The organism is Halolamina sp. CBA1230, assembly GCF_002025255.2.
Lineage (GTDB): Archaea > Halobacteriota > Halobacteria > Halobacteriales > Haloferacaceae > Halolamina.
In genome coordinates this window covers 2,804,682-2,818,614 of the sequence record NZ_CP054587.1, presented here as the reverse complement: position 1 = coordinate 2,818,614, position 13,933 = coordinate 2,804,682, and the positions used below count along the sequence as shown (strand labels likewise).

Annotated in this window: 19 protein-coding genes and 1 tRNA gene; 10 read left to right on the top strand and 10 right to left on the bottom strand. The window is 68.4% G+C overall.

What is annotated here, in order from left to right; genetic code table 11:
- The first annotated feature begins 36 nt into the window (after positions 1-36).
- A tRNA-Lys gene (locus B4589_RS14765) sits at positions 37-110 on the top strand.
- 264 nt (positions 111-374) lie between these two features.
- Here B4589_RS14765 and B4589_RS14760 read toward each other — a convergent pair.
- Both B4589_RS14760 and B4589_RS14755 read right to left on the bottom strand, forming a co-directional pair.
- Complete coding sequence (locus B4589_RS14760) at positions 375-767, bottom strand: hypothetical protein (protein WP_079234987.1); 393 nt, start codon at positions 765-767, stop codon at positions 375-377.
- 38 nt (positions 768-805) lie between these two features.
- Complete coding sequence (locus B4589_RS14755; protein ID WP_079234986.1) at positions 806-1,246, bottom strand: acyl-CoA thioesterase; 441 nt, start codon at positions 1,244-1,246, stop codon at positions 806-808.
- 93 nt (positions 1,247-1,339) lie between these two features.
- Here B4589_RS14755 and B4589_RS14750 point away from each other — a divergent pair, with 93 nt between their 5' ends.
- The 4 genes from B4589_RS14750 (at position 1,340) to B4589_RS14735 (ending at position 3,525) form a co-directional block, all read left to right on the top strand.
- Entirely contained in the window at positions 1,340-1,708 is a 369-nt protein-coding gene (locus tag B4589_RS14750) for a helix-turn-helix domain-containing protein (protein WP_079234985.1), read from the top strand.
- Positions 1,705-2,040, top strand: a complete 336-nt coding sequence (locus B4589_RS14745; RefSeq protein WP_079234984.1) for a growth inhibitor — start codon at positions 1,705-1,707, stop codon at positions 2,038-2,040. Before B4589_RS14750 ends, B4589_RS14745 begins: the two co-directional genes overlap by 4 nt.
- A gap of 76 nt (positions 2,041-2,116) precedes the next feature.
- Complete coding sequence (locus tag B4589_RS14740; protein WP_079234983.1) at positions 2,117-2,698, top strand: hypothetical protein; 582 nt, start codon at positions 2,117-2,119, stop codon at positions 2,696-2,698.
- Positions 2,695-3,525 (top strand): RNA methyltransferase, encoded by an 831-nt coding sequence (locus B4589_RS14735; protein WP_079234982.1) that lies wholly within the window; start codon positions 2,695-2,697, stop codon positions 3,523-3,525. Before B4589_RS14740 ends, B4589_RS14735 begins: the two co-directional genes overlap by 4 nt.
- Positions 3,526-3,546: 21 nt before the next feature.
- On the opposite strand, the gene B4589_RS14730 is transcribed toward B4589_RS14735, so the two are convergent.
- Both B4589_RS14730 and B4589_RS14725 read right to left on the bottom strand, forming a co-directional pair.
- Entirely contained in the window at positions 3,547-3,981 is a 435-nt protein-coding gene (locus tag B4589_RS14730; RefSeq protein WP_079234981.1) for a MaoC family dehydratase, read from the bottom strand.
- 43 nt (positions 3,982-4,024) lie between these two features.
- Complete coding sequence (locus B4589_RS14725; RefSeq protein ID WP_158081191.1) at positions 4,025-4,954, bottom strand: DMT family transporter; 930 nt, start codon at positions 4,952-4,954, stop codon at positions 4,025-4,027.
- 196 nt (positions 4,955-5,150) lie between these two features.
- Here B4589_RS14725 and B4589_RS14720 point away from each other — a divergent pair, with 196 nt between their 5' ends.
- The gene (locus tag B4589_RS14720; protein ID WP_079234979.1) at positions 5,151-5,636 is read left to right on the top strand and encodes an Lrp/AsnC family transcriptional regulator; all 486 of its coding nucleotides are present in this window, start codon (positions 5,151-5,153) and stop codon (positions 5,634-5,636) included.
- A gap of 20 nt (positions 5,637-5,656) precedes the next feature.
- Here B4589_RS14720 and gatE read toward each other — a convergent pair whose 3' ends face one another.
- The 4 genes from gatE to B4589_RS14700 form a co-directional block, all read right to left on the bottom strand.
- The gene (gene gatE / locus B4589_RS14715) at positions 5,657-7,531 is read right to left on the bottom strand and encodes a Glu-tRNA(Gln) amidotransferase subunit GatE (RefSeq protein WP_079234978.1); all 1,875 of its coding nucleotides are present in this window, start codon (positions 7,529-7,531) and stop codon (positions 5,657-5,659) included.
- Positions 7,532-7,816: 285 nt separating this feature from the next.
- On the bottom strand, positions 7,817-9,226 hold the full coding sequence (locus tag B4589_RS14710) for an aspartate ammonia-lyase (RefSeq protein ID WP_079234977.1): 1,410 nt from the start codon (positions 9,224-9,226) through the stop codon (positions 7,817-7,819).
- A gap of 57 nt (positions 9,227-9,283) precedes the next feature.
- Positions 9,284-9,649, bottom strand: a complete 366-nt coding sequence (locus B4589_RS14705; RefSeq protein WP_079234976.1) for a hypothetical protein — start codon at positions 9,647-9,649, stop codon at positions 9,284-9,286.
- A 36-nt stretch (positions 9,650-9,685) separates the two neighbouring features.
- Complete coding sequence (locus B4589_RS14700) at positions 9,686-9,955, bottom strand: BolA family protein (protein WP_079234975.1); 270 nt, start codon at positions 9,953-9,955, stop codon at positions 9,686-9,688.
- A gap of 189 nt (positions 9,956-10,144) precedes the next feature.
- Between B4589_RS14700 and B4589_RS14695 the strand changes: the two genes are divergently transcribed.
- A complete protein-coding gene (locus B4589_RS14695; RefSeq protein ID WP_176330533.1) occupies positions 10,145-10,618 on the top strand; it encodes a hypothetical protein in 474 nt (157 codons plus the stop codon).
- A gap of 32 nt (positions 10,619-10,650) precedes the next feature.
- On the opposite strand, the gene fen is transcribed toward B4589_RS14695, so the two are convergent.
- Both fen and B4589_RS14685 read right to left on the bottom strand, forming a co-directional pair.
- Positions 10,651-11,631: a flap endonuclease-1 gene (gene fen / locus B4589_RS14690; RefSeq protein ID WP_079234974.1), complete on the bottom strand. Its 981-nt coding sequence runs from the start codon at positions 11,629-11,631 to the stop codon at positions 10,651-10,653.
- A 48-nt stretch (positions 11,632-11,679) separates the two neighbouring features.
- Positions 11,680-12,327, bottom strand: a complete 648-nt coding sequence (locus tag B4589_RS14685) for a GNAT family N-acetyltransferase (protein WP_079234973.1) — start codon at positions 12,325-12,327, stop codon at positions 11,680-11,682.
- Positions 12,328-12,405: 78 nt separating this feature from the next.
- On the opposite strand from B4589_RS14685, the gene B4589_RS14680 reads away from it, so the two are divergent.
- From B4589_RS14680 to B4589_RS14670, 3 genes are all read left to right on the top strand, one after another.
- Complete coding sequence (locus B4589_RS14680) at positions 12,406-12,996, top strand: class I SAM-dependent methyltransferase (protein ID WP_079234972.1); 591 nt, start codon at positions 12,406-12,408, stop codon at positions 12,994-12,996.
- A gap of 48 nt (positions 12,997-13,044) precedes the next feature.
- Positions 13,045-13,446, top strand: coding sequence for a DUF3054 domain-containing protein (locus B4589_RS14675; RefSeq protein WP_079234971.1), 402 nt, complete (start codon positions 13,045-13,047; stop codon positions 13,444-13,446).
- A 199-nt stretch (positions 13,447-13,645) separates the two neighbouring features.
- Entirely contained in the window at positions 13,646-13,888 is a 243-nt protein-coding gene (locus tag B4589_RS14670; RefSeq protein ID WP_079234970.1) for a hypothetical protein, read from the top strand.
- Positions 13,889-13,933 lie beyond the last annotated feature (45 nt).

Below are 13,933 nucleotides of genomic sequence, written 5' to 3'. Positions count from 1 at the left end.
AACCCTCTTTATCGCGCCGCAGTGAGGTGGTTGTGAGGGCCGGTAGCTCAGTTAGGGAGAGCGACGGACTCTTAATCCGTCGGTCGAGGGTTCAAATCCCTTCCGGCCCGCTTCTCGTGTTTCGAACGAACGTGAGAAACCGAGAGCGTCGCGGAAGGATTTGAACGACGGAACGAGTGACCAGCGGGAGCGAAGTTCCGGTAGTTCACAATCCCTTCCGGCCCGTTTTCCTGCGAACGAAGTGAGCAGTGAAAACGCCACGAAGGGATTTGAAGCAGGGAGCACGCGCGCAGCGAACGCGAGCACGTGCGACCGTGGTTCACGATCCCTTCCGGCCCGTTGCCTTCGGTGACGGAAGACTGGACCTGCCGTGGCTACCGGACCGCGGCCCACGTCTCCACGCTCCCGTCCTCCCCGACCTCGACGGTCACGGTGGAGAGGCCGGACCCCCGTCCGGCGGGAAGCTCTCGATCCGTCGACTCGCCGTTCTGCACCGACGCCGTCACCGTCGCGTCGCCGGTCTCCTCGGGGTTCGAGAACGCCGCTTCCTGCTGCTCGTCGGGGTCGACGACGAACTGCTCGTCGAGCAGCGTTTCTTCGCCGAACTCGACGACCACGTCGACGGTATGGGTCGTGTCGTCCTCGTTCGTGACGTACACGTCGATGGTCGTCGGCGTCCCGCCGAAGCCGACCAGACAGCCAGCGAGGCCGGCGGCTGCCACGGACCCGACCGTGCCGACGAACGCGCGTCGCTGGATGGAGGGCATGGTCGGCGTTCGTTCAGCGAGCGGTGAACCTTTTCTGGTTAGTCGTCCCGGCCGTCGAGCGCTTTCCGCCGGAGCCGCTCCGCGCGTTCGGTCTCGGCCGTCAGTTCCGGCACCTCCTGGGGCTTGCCCTCCTCGTCGACCGCGACGAACACGAAGTACGACTCGGTGGTCTTCTTCCGCTCCCCGGAGCGGGGCTCCTCGCGGTACGCTTCGAGGTTGACTTTGACGCTCGTTCGCCCCGCCTCATAGACGTACGACCGGATCACTGTCGTTTCGCCGACGGGGATGGGGCGCTCGAAGTCCATTTGGTCGATCGAAGCGGTGACGCAGGTCTCGCCCGCGAACCGCATCGCCGACAGCGCGCCCACCTCGTCCATCCACTTCGTGACGTTGCCCCCGTGGGCCGTCCCGTAGTTGTTGGCGTCGGTGGGCTGGACGCGCTCGCGGTTCTCGATGTACGTGTCGAGTAAGTCGGTCATGACGGCGTTTCGGGCGACAGGGCAAAGAGAGTGTGCGTTTTCATCGTTTTCACGAATAACGCTCTTTACGCTGGGGCTCGAACGCCGAGACAGATGTCCATCGACAGGGAGACGTTCGAGTCGGCGAGCGAGGAGGAGCTCGCGGAGCTCTCCGATCCCGAGCGTGTACTCGGCTTCCTCGCCGCCAACGACGACCGCGCGTTCGAGGCCCGCGAGATCGCCGCCCGGGTCGACCTCGAACCGGGCGCCGTGAGCACGGCGCTCTCGCGGCTCAAAGAGCGTGGGCTCGTCGAGCACAAGGCGACCTACTGGGCAGTCACCGACGACGAGGGACGACTGACGGATCACGCCGGCTACGAGCGCGCGACCGAACTGTTCAACGAGCAGTTGGGCGAGGAAGACGAACAGCGCTGGCGGGAACACGCTCCGGACGAACCGCATCCGGGGGCCGACGATTCGTGACTGTCTACGAACCGACCGACGTGGTGTACGGCGACGACCCGTTCAAAGGTGCCGACGCCGCTAGACCGTGGCTCGTCGTCTCGAACTTCGAGGAACGTCCGTTTCACGGCGAGCAGTACGTCGCGCTCACGCTTACAACGAGGTCGTGGCTCGATGGGCTGATCGAACTTCGGGAGGAACACTGGGAGTACGGCGGAACCCCGGAGCAGAGTCGGATCGTCCCGTGGAGCGTTCAGTCGGTGGACGCCGACGACATCGATCGCTGGCAGGGACGGATCACTCGGGAGCCGTTCGAACGAGCCGTCGACGCGCTGATCGACGAACTCCGCTGATCGTGCCGTCTCGAGCGAGCCACGGTCCCGCGCCGGGAGCGCGCCCTTTTTGCCCGCGTAGCGGGAACCGACGGTAATGGCGAAAGTGAGCGTCGGCCTTCGCGGCTGGCGGTTCGACGAGGACGAGGTGTTCACCGAGGACGGGGACTGGGCGCCGCTGGACGAGATGCCCGACGACGCCCGGAACCGGCTGCTGCGGCTCGGGCTCCTGATGGACCAGCCCTGCGACGCCTGCTACCTCGAACACGGCGAGGCGGAGAAACAGCGCGCCAACCCCGCAGCCATCGTCTACGGCGAACCCGGCGACGAGGTGCTGCTGTGTGACGAGCACGAGGGGGACTTCCTCTACTGGTTCCGCGAGGAGGGCGGCAGCGAGCTCGCCGGGGAGGAGGCGTTCCGCGACGAATTCCACGAGTGGTTCGTCGCCGGCAACCGCGCGCCAGAGGGGTACGGCCCGGACGAGCACGTCAAGGAGGCGCCGGACGACATGCCGAACCTCCCGACGCCCGAGGAGGCCCAGCGCCGCCTGGAGCAGTCCGTCGATTTCGAGGAGAAGCGCTACGACCTGCGGGCAGTCAGTGACGACGAGGAGGAGGAAGGCGAGGAGCTCGACGTCTCCGACCTCGACCTGGACACCGACTACCCCACCGGCGAATGAGCGAGGAGCGCGCTTCCGAGGAGGGACCGGGCGACGGGGGCGACGCCGGGAGAACCCCCGACATCTCGGTCTGTATCGTCGACGCCCAGACGCCCGGCAACGTCGGCACCATCGCCCGAGCGATGAAGAACTTCGGCGTCGAGGACCTGCTGCTGGTCGATCCGCCCGAGATCGAACCCGACGGCGAGGCGTACGGGTTCGCGGGCCACGCCCGCCAGGACGTGCTCCCCGGCGCCGAGGAGATCACGTTCGACGAGCTCTGTGCGAACTACCACACGGTCGGCTTCACCGCGATCACGGGCGAGGACAGCCGCAAGCACGTCCGGTTCCCCTACAGTACGCCCGAAGACCTCGTCGAGGAGCTCCGCGGCGTCGACAGCCCGGTCGCGCTCGTGTTCGGGCGCGAGGACAAGGGGCTCTCGAACGAGGAGCTCGGCCGGCTGGATCAGGTTGCCTCGATCCCTGCCGACCCGGAGTACCCCGTGATGAACCTCGGCCAGGCCGCGACCGTGACGCTGTACGAACTCCGGAAACTCACGCTCGAACAGTCCGGCAGCCAACTGCCGGACACCGAGCCCCACCGTGCCGACCCCGAGGAGGTCGAACGCCTCCACGACTACTGGGACGAGTTCCTGACGGCGATGGGGCACCGCGAACACAAACACGAGAAGACCCAGCGGATGTTCCGGCGGCTCGTCGGGCGCGCGAACGCCACCGATCGTGAGGTCACCACGCTACTGGGTGTGCTCCGGCGCGCGACTGACCAACTCGAGGAACGACAGGAGCTCCTCGACGAACTGGACGAGGAGGACGAGCTCCGGCGCTGAGTCCGACGCTGCCGTTCGAAACTACCGTCGAGCGTACATCACCTCGCTGATCATCGAGAGCACCAACTCGTCGTCGTCGGTCACCGTCTCCGAGCGAACCCGCACGGTTCCGCGGTCCGCAGAATCGACCGATTTCTCGAGTATCTCCGTTCGGACCGAGAGCGAGTCGCCCGGGCGGACCGGCCGCGGGAAGCGCAGTTCCTCGACGCCTCGGGCGCCCATCGCCGCGCTGTCGTCGAAGTGGCCGTCGACGAGCAGCCGCATCGTCATCGCGCAGGTGTGCCAGCCGGAGGCGATGAGCCCGCCGTAGATCGTCTCGGCCGCGGCGTCCGGGTCGGTGTGGAACGGCTGCGGGTCGTACTGCCCGGCGAACTTCAGGATCTCCTCCTCGGTCACGTCGTAGCTGCCGAACTCGTCGGTGTCGCCGACGGCGATGTCGTCGAAGTAGGTGGTCACAGATGCCGTTCAACCGGCGTGGTGTTGGCTGTTGTGGCGTTCGTTAGTCGGCGTAGTGGACCTCAACGCTGCCGTTCTCGGAGAGGTCGCTGTACACGATCCCCTCCGAGCGCAGGCCGAGCCGTTTCAGCGGGTCGTTGACCGTCGCCAGCGCGAACCCGCAGGCGACGAGCAGGAACCCCGTCGCGGTGGTCGCCGTCGGCGCGCGGCCGAGCACCGCCCACGCGACCATCGCCGCGGTGACCGGCTCGAGGTAGGCGACGTAGTTCACCCGGACTGGCCCGATCCGTGAGAGCAGGTCGAAGTAGATCAGATATCCCACGACCGCGGCGCCGAACACCAGGTAGACGAACGGCAGCGCGGACTCGCCGCTGGCGACGCCCATCGGGAACTGCTCACCCCGGAGGACGGCCCCCCCGGCGAGCATCGTCGAGCCGAGCAGCATCGACCAGCCCTGGAGCGACGCCGCCGGGAGGTCGGGGTCCAGCGCACGCAGCCCCACGGAGCCGCTCGCGAACATCGTGACGCCGACGAACACCAGCGCGACGCCCGAGAGCGGCACCCCGCTCCCGCCGGGGTTCGCGATCACGACGACGCCCGCGAGGCCGAACAGCAGCCCAAGCGCGTCGCTCGCGCCGGGGGTCTCGTCGGCCAGCAGCATGCCGGCGGCGACGGTCGTCAACACCGGGTTGAGGCTGACGATCACTGACGAGATGGAGCCGGAAACGACGGCCGTCCCGAGGTAGAGCAGCCCGTGGTAGCCGGCGACGACGAACCCGCCGGTGAGGCCGATCGAGAGCCACTCTGACCGGTCCTGTGGCCGGAACCGGCCGGTCGCCGCGGCGACGACGGAGATCACCAGCCCGGCGAGCAGGTAGCGCAGCCCCGCGAACCACAGCGGCGGCACCGATCCCAGCCCCATCTCGATCGCGACGAACGACCCGCCCCAGATCGACGCGAGGGAAACGAACAACAGAGCGGCCAGAAGTTGGCCGCGACTCCAGTGAATCGCATTCATTTTCGTGTTTGGAACGAATTGACTCCAGTACTTATGCTTGTCTCCCCCGGTATCCGTGTTTTTCGAACTGTATTCTGCAAAGTGCGATTCAATTAGTGGAACAGCCAAGAATAGGGCAATCCATTTGGTCCCGGGCGTCGAACGGGGCCGCATGGACGAACGCGACGTGCGCCTGCTGAAGGCGATCTCCGACCTCGGCACCGGCAGCCCCGAACGACTCCACGAGGAGACGGATATCCCCGTCTCGACGATCCACTACCGGCTGAACAACCTCCGGGAGGACGGCGTGATCGAGAACGACCTGTACGACCTGGACCTCGACGAACTGGGGCTGGGCGTCACGGTCGTCGTGGAAGTGCTCGCGGACTACAGCGGCTCCCACGAGCAGCTGAGCGACCGTCTGCTCGCGATCGAGGGAGTCACGGAGGCGTACTTCACGATGGGCGAGACCGACTTCGTCGTCGTCGCGCGGCTGCCCGACAGCGACGACGTGGAACGGCTCATCCGCGCGTTCGAGGACGTCGAGGAGGTCGACCGCACCGACTCGACGTTCGTGATCAAGTCGTTGCGGGACGGCCAGCGACCGCTGGAGAGTTACTCGCTCGATACGCTGGTGGAGATGCTCGCCGACGAGTAGTTCCGAAAAGGGACCGCTGCTCAGGCTCGCTTCTGGATCTCCTCGCGCAGCACCTCGCTCACGAGGTCGCCGCCGGCCTGCCCGCGCAGCGCGCCCATACACTCGCCCATGAGCCCGGAGAACGCCCCCATCCCCTCCTCCTCGACCTGCTCGGCGTTGCGCTCGACGACCTCCTGGACCGCCTCGCGGACCTCGTCCTCGCTCACGCCGCCGACGCCCTCCTCCTCCATCGCTTCCTCGGGCGTGAGTTCGGGATCGGCGGCGAGCGCGGTCAGCACGGGGTTGACCCCCTCCTTCGGCAGTTCGCCTTCCTCGACGAGCAGCAGCGTCGAAAGCAGCGCGTCGTCCCGAATCGCCTCCACGTCGACGCCGTCGCGGCGGAGTTCCGTCAGCGTCGACTCCAGCGTCGAGGCGGCGAACGTGGGGTCGACCCCTTCCTCGACCGCCTCCTCGAACAGCACCATCCGGCGGCCGAACGCGACCTGCTCGGCCAGCCCCTCGTCCAGCCCGAACTCCTCGGCGTAGCGCTCCACGCGCTCGGTCAGGAGTTCTGGCGTCTCCACGTCGCTGGGGTCGGGTTCCACGGGCGGCACGTCGGTTTCGGGGTACATCCGCGCCGCGCCGGGGAGCGGCCGGAGGTAGCGCGTCGTCCCGTCGTCGTTCGCGCCGCGGGTCTCCTCGGGCACGCCCTCGATGGCGCTCCGGGCGCGGTCGGCGGCGGCCTCGATGGCCTGCCCGGCCACGTCGCTGTCGGCGGCGACGATGGCGACCGCGTCGTTCGGCCCGGCGTCGACGGCCTCGCGGAGGGCTTCGACCTCCGCCCCGGTCACGCCGTAGGCCGGCAGTTCGTCGGTGTGGAAGATGCCGCCCGCGCCGGCGCGCTTGGCGTGGTCGGAGAGTTCGGTACCGAGCCGGCGGTCGGGCTGGAGTTCGCGCCCGACGAGCCCGTCGAAGCCGTACAGCGGGACCGCGAGCACCTCGCCGTCGGAGTCGAGCGCGCCGCGGATCACGCCCGAGTCGGTGTCCGCGAACGTCTCGCTCACGTCGACGACCTCGCCCACGGCGGCGTCCCGGGCTTCGAGTTCGTCGCGGATCTCGAGCAGTTCGACCTGGCGGTCGACTTCGCCGGCGACGATGTCGCGGATGTCGCCCAGCGCCTGCACGCCCTTGATCTCGACGCGGGCGCCGTCGGCGATGGAGACGTTCACGTCCTGCCGGATCGTGCCGAGCCCGCGCTTCACGGAGCCGGTCGAGCGCAGGAGCATCCCGATGTGCTCGGCGGCCTCGTGGGCCTGCTCGGGCGAACGGATGTCCGGCGCGGTGCCGATCTCCACGAGCGGGATGCCGAGGCGGTCGAGCGAGTAGCGCACGCCCTCGTCGGTCTCCGCGACGCGCTGGGCGGACTCCTCCTCCAGCATCACGTCGACGATACCCACGCTGCCCTCGTCGGTCCGGATCTCGCCGTTCTGGGCGAGCAGCATCGAGCGCTGGAACCCCGAGGTGTTCGAGCCGTCGATCACCAGTTTGCGCATCACGTGAGCCTGATCGACCACGTCGGCGTCGAGCAGGTCCGCGATGCTCATCGCGACCGAAAGCGCCTCCTCGTCGATGCGGGCAGGCGGCTCGTCGTCCTCCTCGACCAGACAGGTGGTGTCGTAGGCGAGATACTCGAACGTGCGGTCGACGCGGCTCTCCTCCATCGCCGCCTCGTCGAGCTCGCCGAGTTCGCTCCGGGTCGGGTGGAGCTCCCGGGTGATCGTGTGGGTCGCCTCCTCCGGTTCGCGGAGTTCCGTGGGCGAGTCGCAGAACAGCTTGGTCTCGGTGTCGAGCTGTTGGTGGATCTCCAGGCCGGCCACGAGGCCGAGCTCCTCGTAGTCGCGGGCGTCGTCGCTCATACTCGGTTCAGGGGGCGGTGGGGGTAAAAATGGTCGCAGTTGGTGGCTGGTGATGAGTTGTTCGTGGTGGCTGGAGGTCGGGCCTCGGTTGCGGTGGCGCGAAACGGGAGCGCCCTCGTGGCGCGACCTAGCGCGAGGGACGAGCGACCAACGGGAGCGAGTCGGCTGGGGAGGTTCGTGGTCGCGGTGCGGTACAAGTGGCCAAGCACACTCCGCGGTCCTGTTCGAGTAGATCAACTCTCGGAGAGCAGTAGTCGCCGCAGAAAAATCGAAACCGCGAAGAAATCAGTCCTCGTCGCCCAGGATCCCGCGGTGGGTCATCTTCTCCGGATCCAGCACTTCCTCGGCCTCCTCCTCGGTCAGGTACCCCTCAGCCACAGCCACCTCCTTCACGGACTTCCCCTCCGCGAGCGCCTGCTTCGCCACCTTCGACGCCTTGTCGTAGCCGATCGCCGGGTTGAGCGCCGTCGCCAGCGCCATCGAGCGCTCGACCTGGGCCTCGCAGTGCTCCTCGTTCGCCTCCAGCTTCGCGACGAACTTCTCGGCGAACGTCTCGGAGCTGTTCGCAAGCAGTTCGGCGGACTCGAGGAAGTTGTGCGCGATGACGGGCTTGTAGAGGTTCAGGTCGATCTGGCCCTCCGCGGCGCCCGCGGAGACGGCGGCGTCGTTGCCCACGACCTGCTTGTGGACCTGGTTCACCGCCTCGGCGACGACGGGATTGATCTTCCCAGGCATGATCGAACTCCCGGGCTGGTTCTCGGGCTGCTCGATCTCGCCGAGCCCGTTCCGCGGCCCGGAGGCGAGCAGGCGGAGGTCGTTGGCGATCTTGTTCAGACTGCCCGCGACGACACGCAGCGCGCCGTGGGCCTCGCTCATCGCGTCGTGGGCGGCCTGGGCCTCGAAGTGGTCGTCCGCTTCACGGAAGCCGAGGCCGGTCTCCTCGCTGATGTACTCCGCGGCGAGTTCCGGGAACTCGGGGTCGGTGTTGAGCCCCGTTCCGACCGCGGTCCCGCCGAGTGCGAGTTCCTCGAGATGTGGGCGGGCGCTCTCCAGTCGGTCCAGCCCCTTCTCGACCTGCGTGCGGTAGCCGCCGAACTCCTGGCCGAGGCGGACGGGCGTGGCGTCCTGCAGGTGGGTGCGGCCGGTTTTGACGACGCCGTCGAACTCGTCCTCCTTCGCGGCCAGTTCGTCGCGCAGCGTCTCCAGCGCGGGGATCAGGTCCGAATCGACGGCCTCCAGCGCGGCGACGTGCATCGCGGTCGGGATCACGTCGTTGGAGGACTGCCCGAAGTTGACGTGGTCGTTGGGGTGGACGACGCGTTCGCCCACCTCGCTGCCGGCGATCTCGGCGGCGCGGTTGGCGATCACCTCGTTGGCGTTCATGTTCGAGGAGGTGCCGGAACCGGTCTGGAACACGTCGACGGGGAACTGATCGTCGTGCTCGCCGTCGATCACTTCGTCGGCGGCGGCGACGATGGTGTTGGCGGTCTCGTCGTCGAGGTGACCCAGATCGCGGTTGGCCCGCGCGGCGGCCTTCTTCACGACGCCGAGCGCGCGGACGAACCGTCGGCCGAACACGATGTCGGAGATGGGGAAGTTCTCGACCGCACGCTGGGTCTGCGCGCCCCAGTAGGCGTCCGCGGGCACCTGCACTTCGCCGAGGCTGTCCTCCTCAGTTCGGTAGTCCTCGCTCATGCGCGACTGGTCGGTCGGTGCAGCGTAAAACCCTCCGATGTCGGCGTCGCGGGGGAGCTACGTCCCCCGGGCTCCCGTCGACTGCTGCAGGAACAGTTCGCCCGCACCGACGGCCGCGACGACGAACAATCCGAACAAGTGGATCGACATCGCGACGAGTGGATGAACGCTCCCGGGATCGCGCCACCACGCCGCCACGAGCAGGGGCACGACGGTTCCGAAGAACGCGATCGGCGGCGAGCGGAGCCCGTGTTCGTCGGCGAGCCGGACCGTGCCGCCGCCCGAGAGCGCGAACGTGAACACCGCTCCCAGGAGCATCCAGGCCGTCGGCGGCGTCTCGACCACCGTCACGAGCAGCACGCTCGCGTAAGCAACGCTCGCGACGGTCAACGGAAGTCGGCCCCACGCCGACGAGAGGTTCATACCTCGGGTGAGCGGTCCGGTGGTGAAAGTTCCCCGCTACTCCTCCTTCCGCTCGGCGTACTCCTCGGGCGTGTACGTCTCGATCTCCAGCGCGTGGACGCTGTCGGTCATCGCGTCGCCGACCGCGTCGTACACCATCTGGTGCTGTTCGACCAGCGTCTCGTCCTCGAAGGCGGGGGAGACGACGACCGCGGCGAAGTGGGCGTCCTGGTGGTTCCGGTCGTGGTGGGCGCGGGGGAGGTCGACCGTCGCCTCCGCCTCCGGGATCTCGGCCTCGATGATCGATTCGAGTTCGTCCGGGTCCATACTCCCTTTCCGGTCGCGCGAGGGGAAAAGACAGTCGGTGGTAGTCGAAGGATCGGACCGCGGCACGGTGAGCCGGGGTCGGAGCATCGGACCGCGGCACGGTGAGCCGGGGTCGGAGCATCGGACTGCGGCAAAGTGAGCCGCGGTCGGAGAGGTACACTCAAGCCGCCCCCCGACAGACCGACGGCCGTGCCGATCGACGACGTCGACGACCCCGCGGCCGCGGCCCGACAGCACCTGCTCGCCGCACACGCGGACACGATCGACGCCACGCTCGCTGCTGCCGACGCCGTCGCGGCCGACTGGCCCCGCCTCGACGGCGGGCGGCCTGCCACTGCCGACCGCGACGCACTAGTGGACGACTTTCGCGCGGAACTCGACGAGCGCGGCGTGCTCGAAACGTACCCCGAAACGCTCGCGGCGGCCGTCGACGCGGCAGGGTACGCGCTCCCGGCGACGCCCGTGCCCGCGCCGCCGTACGTCGTGCTGACCAGCACCGGGCCAGCCCTCCGCGGGACTGTCGACGACGGCCGCCTCGTCGTTCGGATCGACTGTTTCGCGGTCGTTCGCGAGCCGGCGGATGTGGACGCACCCGTCGCGTACGCTCGCGAAGGAGAGTCGCCGGCCGCGGCGCTGTCTGTCTCGTTCGTGCCGTCGAAGTAGCAGGACCGTTCGGCTCGCTCCCGCCGCGACACCTACGTCCAGTCGTCGAGCCCGGTCTGGACCAGCGACTCCTCGATCCGCTCGAAGCCGCGTTCGACCTCGTCGGCGTCGACCTCCCACGCCTCGGTCACGTACCGTTTCGCGGCGTCGATGTCGGGGTCGACGTCGAGGTCGATCTCGTACTCGTCGGTGACCGGCGGGTCGAAAAACAGCTCCCGGATCCGGTCGGCGTTCTCGACGTACACGTCGTCGGCCTCCATCACACCCCAGACGTCGCCGTGTTCCTTGATCGCCGTGACTGCCGTCTTGGGGCCGTAGCCGCTGACGCCCTCGTTGAAGTCCGTCCCCATCAGCAGCGCCACGTCGACGAGCTGTTCGTAGGTGATATCGTGTTTCTCCAGCGTCTTCCCGAGATCCATCAGCTCCGGGTCGCCCTTCGAGGTGAGCTGGCGCAGCGTCCGCGGCGCGCCGAACACCATCGTGTCGTAGTCCTCGCTGCCGGCGTAGTCCACGTCGTCGACGGCGGCCATGTGGGCACACTGCGCCTCCCCCTCCGCCGGCGCCTCGATGTACGGCACGTCGAGCCTGTCGAGCAGCCCGCGGGTGGTCTCGTGGATCGTATCGGTCAGGCGTTGGGTGCGGGCGTCCAGTCGTGCGGCTTCGACGGCTTCGCCGGCCTCCTCGGCCTCCTGCCGGCGCTGTTCGGCCTGCTCGCGCTGTTCGCGCCGGCGCTCGACCTCATCGCTCTTGAGGTCGGTGACGCCGCCGTCGAACACGAACACCGGCGTCACGTCGTGCTCGAAGAACTTCGGCAGCCCCTGCACGACGCCGACGAGGTTCGCGACCTCATCGCCGTCGGCGGTGGTGTACACCGAGTCGGCGGTGAACTTCACCGTCGTCGTCAGGTAGCGGTAGAGCCAGTTGTGTGCGTCGACGGCGACGACGCTCCCCGAGAGCGAGTCGAAGGACACGTCCTCGATGGCCGCCACGTCGCGGAGATCCGCGTTGCCCATGGGTCGCGTAGCCGGCGCCCGGGCTTGAAGGTGGATGATCGCGGCCGGTCAGGGCTCCGGCGGCGCTCGGCTGTCGCCCTCGTCGGGAACGGGCACGAGACCGGGCGCCCCGTCGCCCTCGTGGCGATCGAGGAACGCGCGCTCCTCGTCGCTCAGCTCGCGTTCCTCGGCGGTCCGGAACGTGTCCAGCCCGCACTGGTAGGTCGCGGCGTCGCGCTGACCGGGGCGTTCGAGCACCAGTTCGGCGAGCCCGGTCTCCCGGCCGGTGAACACGAACCCCGCCTTGTACAGCGCGTGGTAGGCGTAGGGGTTGTTGACCGCGATGCGGCAGCGGCGGTAGCCACGTTCCGCCGCTCGCTCCGCGACGAACGCCGCGAGCCGGGCGCCGATCCCCTCGCCGCGCCGGTCGTGCCGGGTGGTGATATACCGGATCCACAGCACGCCCGGGTCGGTGCGGTCCTCGTTGAACGCCGCGGCGGCGACGATGTCGCGCTCGAACGGGTCGTCCTCGCTCCCGGGGTCGGGGCGCTCGATGTCGGCGTCGGCGCGTGGCACGGCCGCACGCGTCCCTTCCGAGTCGCGGGCGACTGCTTTTCCCGTGTTGCTCATCACGAACTTCCCCGCGTAGCTGAACTCCCGGAAGTCGAGCCGGAGCGTCGCCCCCGCCTCCGGCCAGCCCAGCAGCGCGAACTCCATACCTGATCGGTACGGCTGGACGCTTATCAGCGTTCGCTCGCCGCCGGGTTGATTTCGCTGCCGCCCCACGGCCCACTCATGACCGGCTGGCTGGGCCGCGGCGACGTGCGCTTCTTCGACCGCGTCGCGCGGCTCTACGACGTGGCGATGCCACCCTCTCGGACCGACTGGGCGACCGAGGCGTTCGCGTTCGCGGAGCGTCCCGTCGAGCGCGTGCTGGATCTCGCGGGCGGCACGGGCCGGGTCGCGGCCGCGCTCGCGCCCGAGTACGACCCCGTCGTCGCCGACGTTTCGACGGGGATGCTCGATCGGGCACGCGCTCGGGGACTCCCGGCCGTCCGCGCCGACGCTGGGCGGCTGCCGCTCTCGGATGACGCCGTCGACGCCGTGGTCGTCGTCGACGCCTACCACCACCTGCCCGACCGCGAGGCGGCGGTCCGGGAGGCAGCCCGCGTCGTGGCGCCGGGCGGCGTGGTCGCGATCCGGGATTTCGACCCGACGACGCTTCCGGGCCGGGCGATCGCGGCGGGCGAGTCGCTGTTCGGGATGGACTCCCGGTTCGTCGCCGTCGACGCCGCCGCACAGGATCTCACACGCGCCGGCCTGCAGTCCAGAGTGCTCGATCGAGGAACGGTGTACACGGTCGTCGGGCGCGTCCCGACCGAGTGAGCGGCTCGGAGCGAAGGAGTCAGTAGGGGGGAGCGGAAACCCGGAGCCATGAGCGAGTCGTTCCTCTCGAAGCGGGTGGACGGGTCGGCCGCGCCGCTGGCGGTCGGCGACCTCGTCGCGATCCTGGTCGTGATCGCGATCGGCATGAGCAACCACAACTCCCTGACCGGCGCGGTCGCGCTGCTCGAGACCGCCGCGCCGTTCCTGCTGGGCTGGGCGGTCACGAGCGTCCCGATCGGCGCCTACTCCGCCGGCGCCGCCGAGTCCGCGAAGGCTGCCGTTCCGCTTGCGATCCGCTCGTGGATCCCGGCCGCGGTGATCGGCGTCGCGATCCGCGGCGTCGTCCAGAGCGCGTTCGACCAGGGGCTGCTGATCTTCCTCGTCGTGATGCTGGTCACCGGCACCGTCGCGTTGGGGGCGTGGCGCTGGGTCGCGTTCAAACTCCGCTGAGTCGGCCGGTTTTCGTGGCGGTTTCGTCACCGATGTCACAGCGCCCGGGTAGGAACCCGCGCAGCCAGTCATAAGTTATGAGAATTCATAATTATGCTTCCACAATATTTGTAGAAACAGTATCAGTGACCACTGTTCTGATTACCAGTGAACTATGGAAAACAGTTAATACCCATGCTACAGTATGTCACGACGGAGTATGACTGGCTACTACGACTACGTCCTCGCACTGATCCCGGGTGTGTTGGTCGGCGTGACCGCGATGCTCACACTGTTCGGGACGCCGTTGTGGGCGGCGCTGTTCGCCGGCGCCGGGGCGTCGTCGTTCGTAGTGTGCCACGCGGTGTTCGTGCGAGCGCCGGTCGAGGAGCCGGCGGCCGAGGCGGCTCAGTCCGCGGTAGAAGCGTCCACGCGCTCGGAGCCGGCCTCCCGCGCCGACTGACCGTCCCCGCCGCCGACGGCAAGTAGCCTTTAGCCCCTCGCCGTC

Coding starts and splice junctions, on each gene's coding strand:
- B4589_RS14760 (WP_079234987.1), bottom strand. CDS start 767: ATGCCCTCCATCCAGCGACGCGCGTTCGTCGGCACGGTCGGGTCCGTG.
- B4589_RS14755 (WP_079234986.1), bottom strand. CDS start 1,246: ATGACCGACTTACTCGACACGTACATCGAGAACCGCGAGCGCGTCCAG.
- B4589_RS14750 (WP_079234985.1), top strand. CDS start 1,340: ATGTCCATCGACAGGGAGACGTTCGAGTCGGCGAGCGAGGAGGAGCTC.
- B4589_RS14740 (WP_079234983.1), top strand. CDS start 2,117: ATGGCGAAAGTGAGCGTCGGCCTTCGCGGCTGGCGGTTCGACGAGGAC.
- B4589_RS14735 (WP_079234982.1), top strand. CDS start 2,695: ATGAGCGAGGAGCGCGCTTCCGAGGAGGGACCGGGCGACGGGGGCGAC.
- B4589_RS14720 (WP_079234979.1), top strand. CDS start 5,151: ATGGACGAACGCGACGTGCGCCTGCTGAAGGCGATCTCCGACCTCGGC.
- gatE (WP_079234978.1), bottom strand. CDS start 7,531: ATGAGCGACGACGCCCGCGACTACGAGGAGCTCGGCCTCGTGGCCGGC.
- B4589_RS14710 (WP_079234977.1), bottom strand. CDS start 9,226: ATGAGCGAGGACTACCGAACTGAGGAGGACAGCCTCGGCGAAGTGCAG.
- B4589_RS14705 (WP_079234976.1), bottom strand. CDS start 9,649: ATGAACCTCTCGTCGGCGTGGGGCCGACTTCCGTTGACCGTCGCGAGC.
- B4589_RS14700 (WP_079234975.1), bottom strand. CDS start 9,955: ATGGACCCGGACGAACTCGAATCGATCATCGAGGCCGAGATCCCGGAG.
- fen (WP_079234974.1), bottom strand. CDS start 11,631: ATGGGCAACGCGGATCTCCGCGACGTGGCGGCCATCGAGGACGTGTCC.
- B4589_RS14685 (WP_079234973.1), bottom strand. CDS start 12,327: ATGGAGTTCGCGCTGCTGGGCTGGCCGGAGGCGGGGGCGACGCTCCGG.
- B4589_RS14680 (WP_079234972.1), top strand. CDS start 12,406: ATGACCGGCTGGCTGGGCCGCGGCGACGTGCGCTTCTTCGACCGCGTC.
- B4589_RS14675 (WP_079234971.1), top strand. CDS start 13,045: ATGAGCGAGTCGTTCCTCTCGAAGCGGGTGGACGGGTCGGCCGCGCCG.
- B4589_RS14670 (WP_079234970.1), top strand. CDS start 13,646: ATGACTGGCTACTACGACTACGTCCTCGCACTGATCCCGGGTGTGTTG.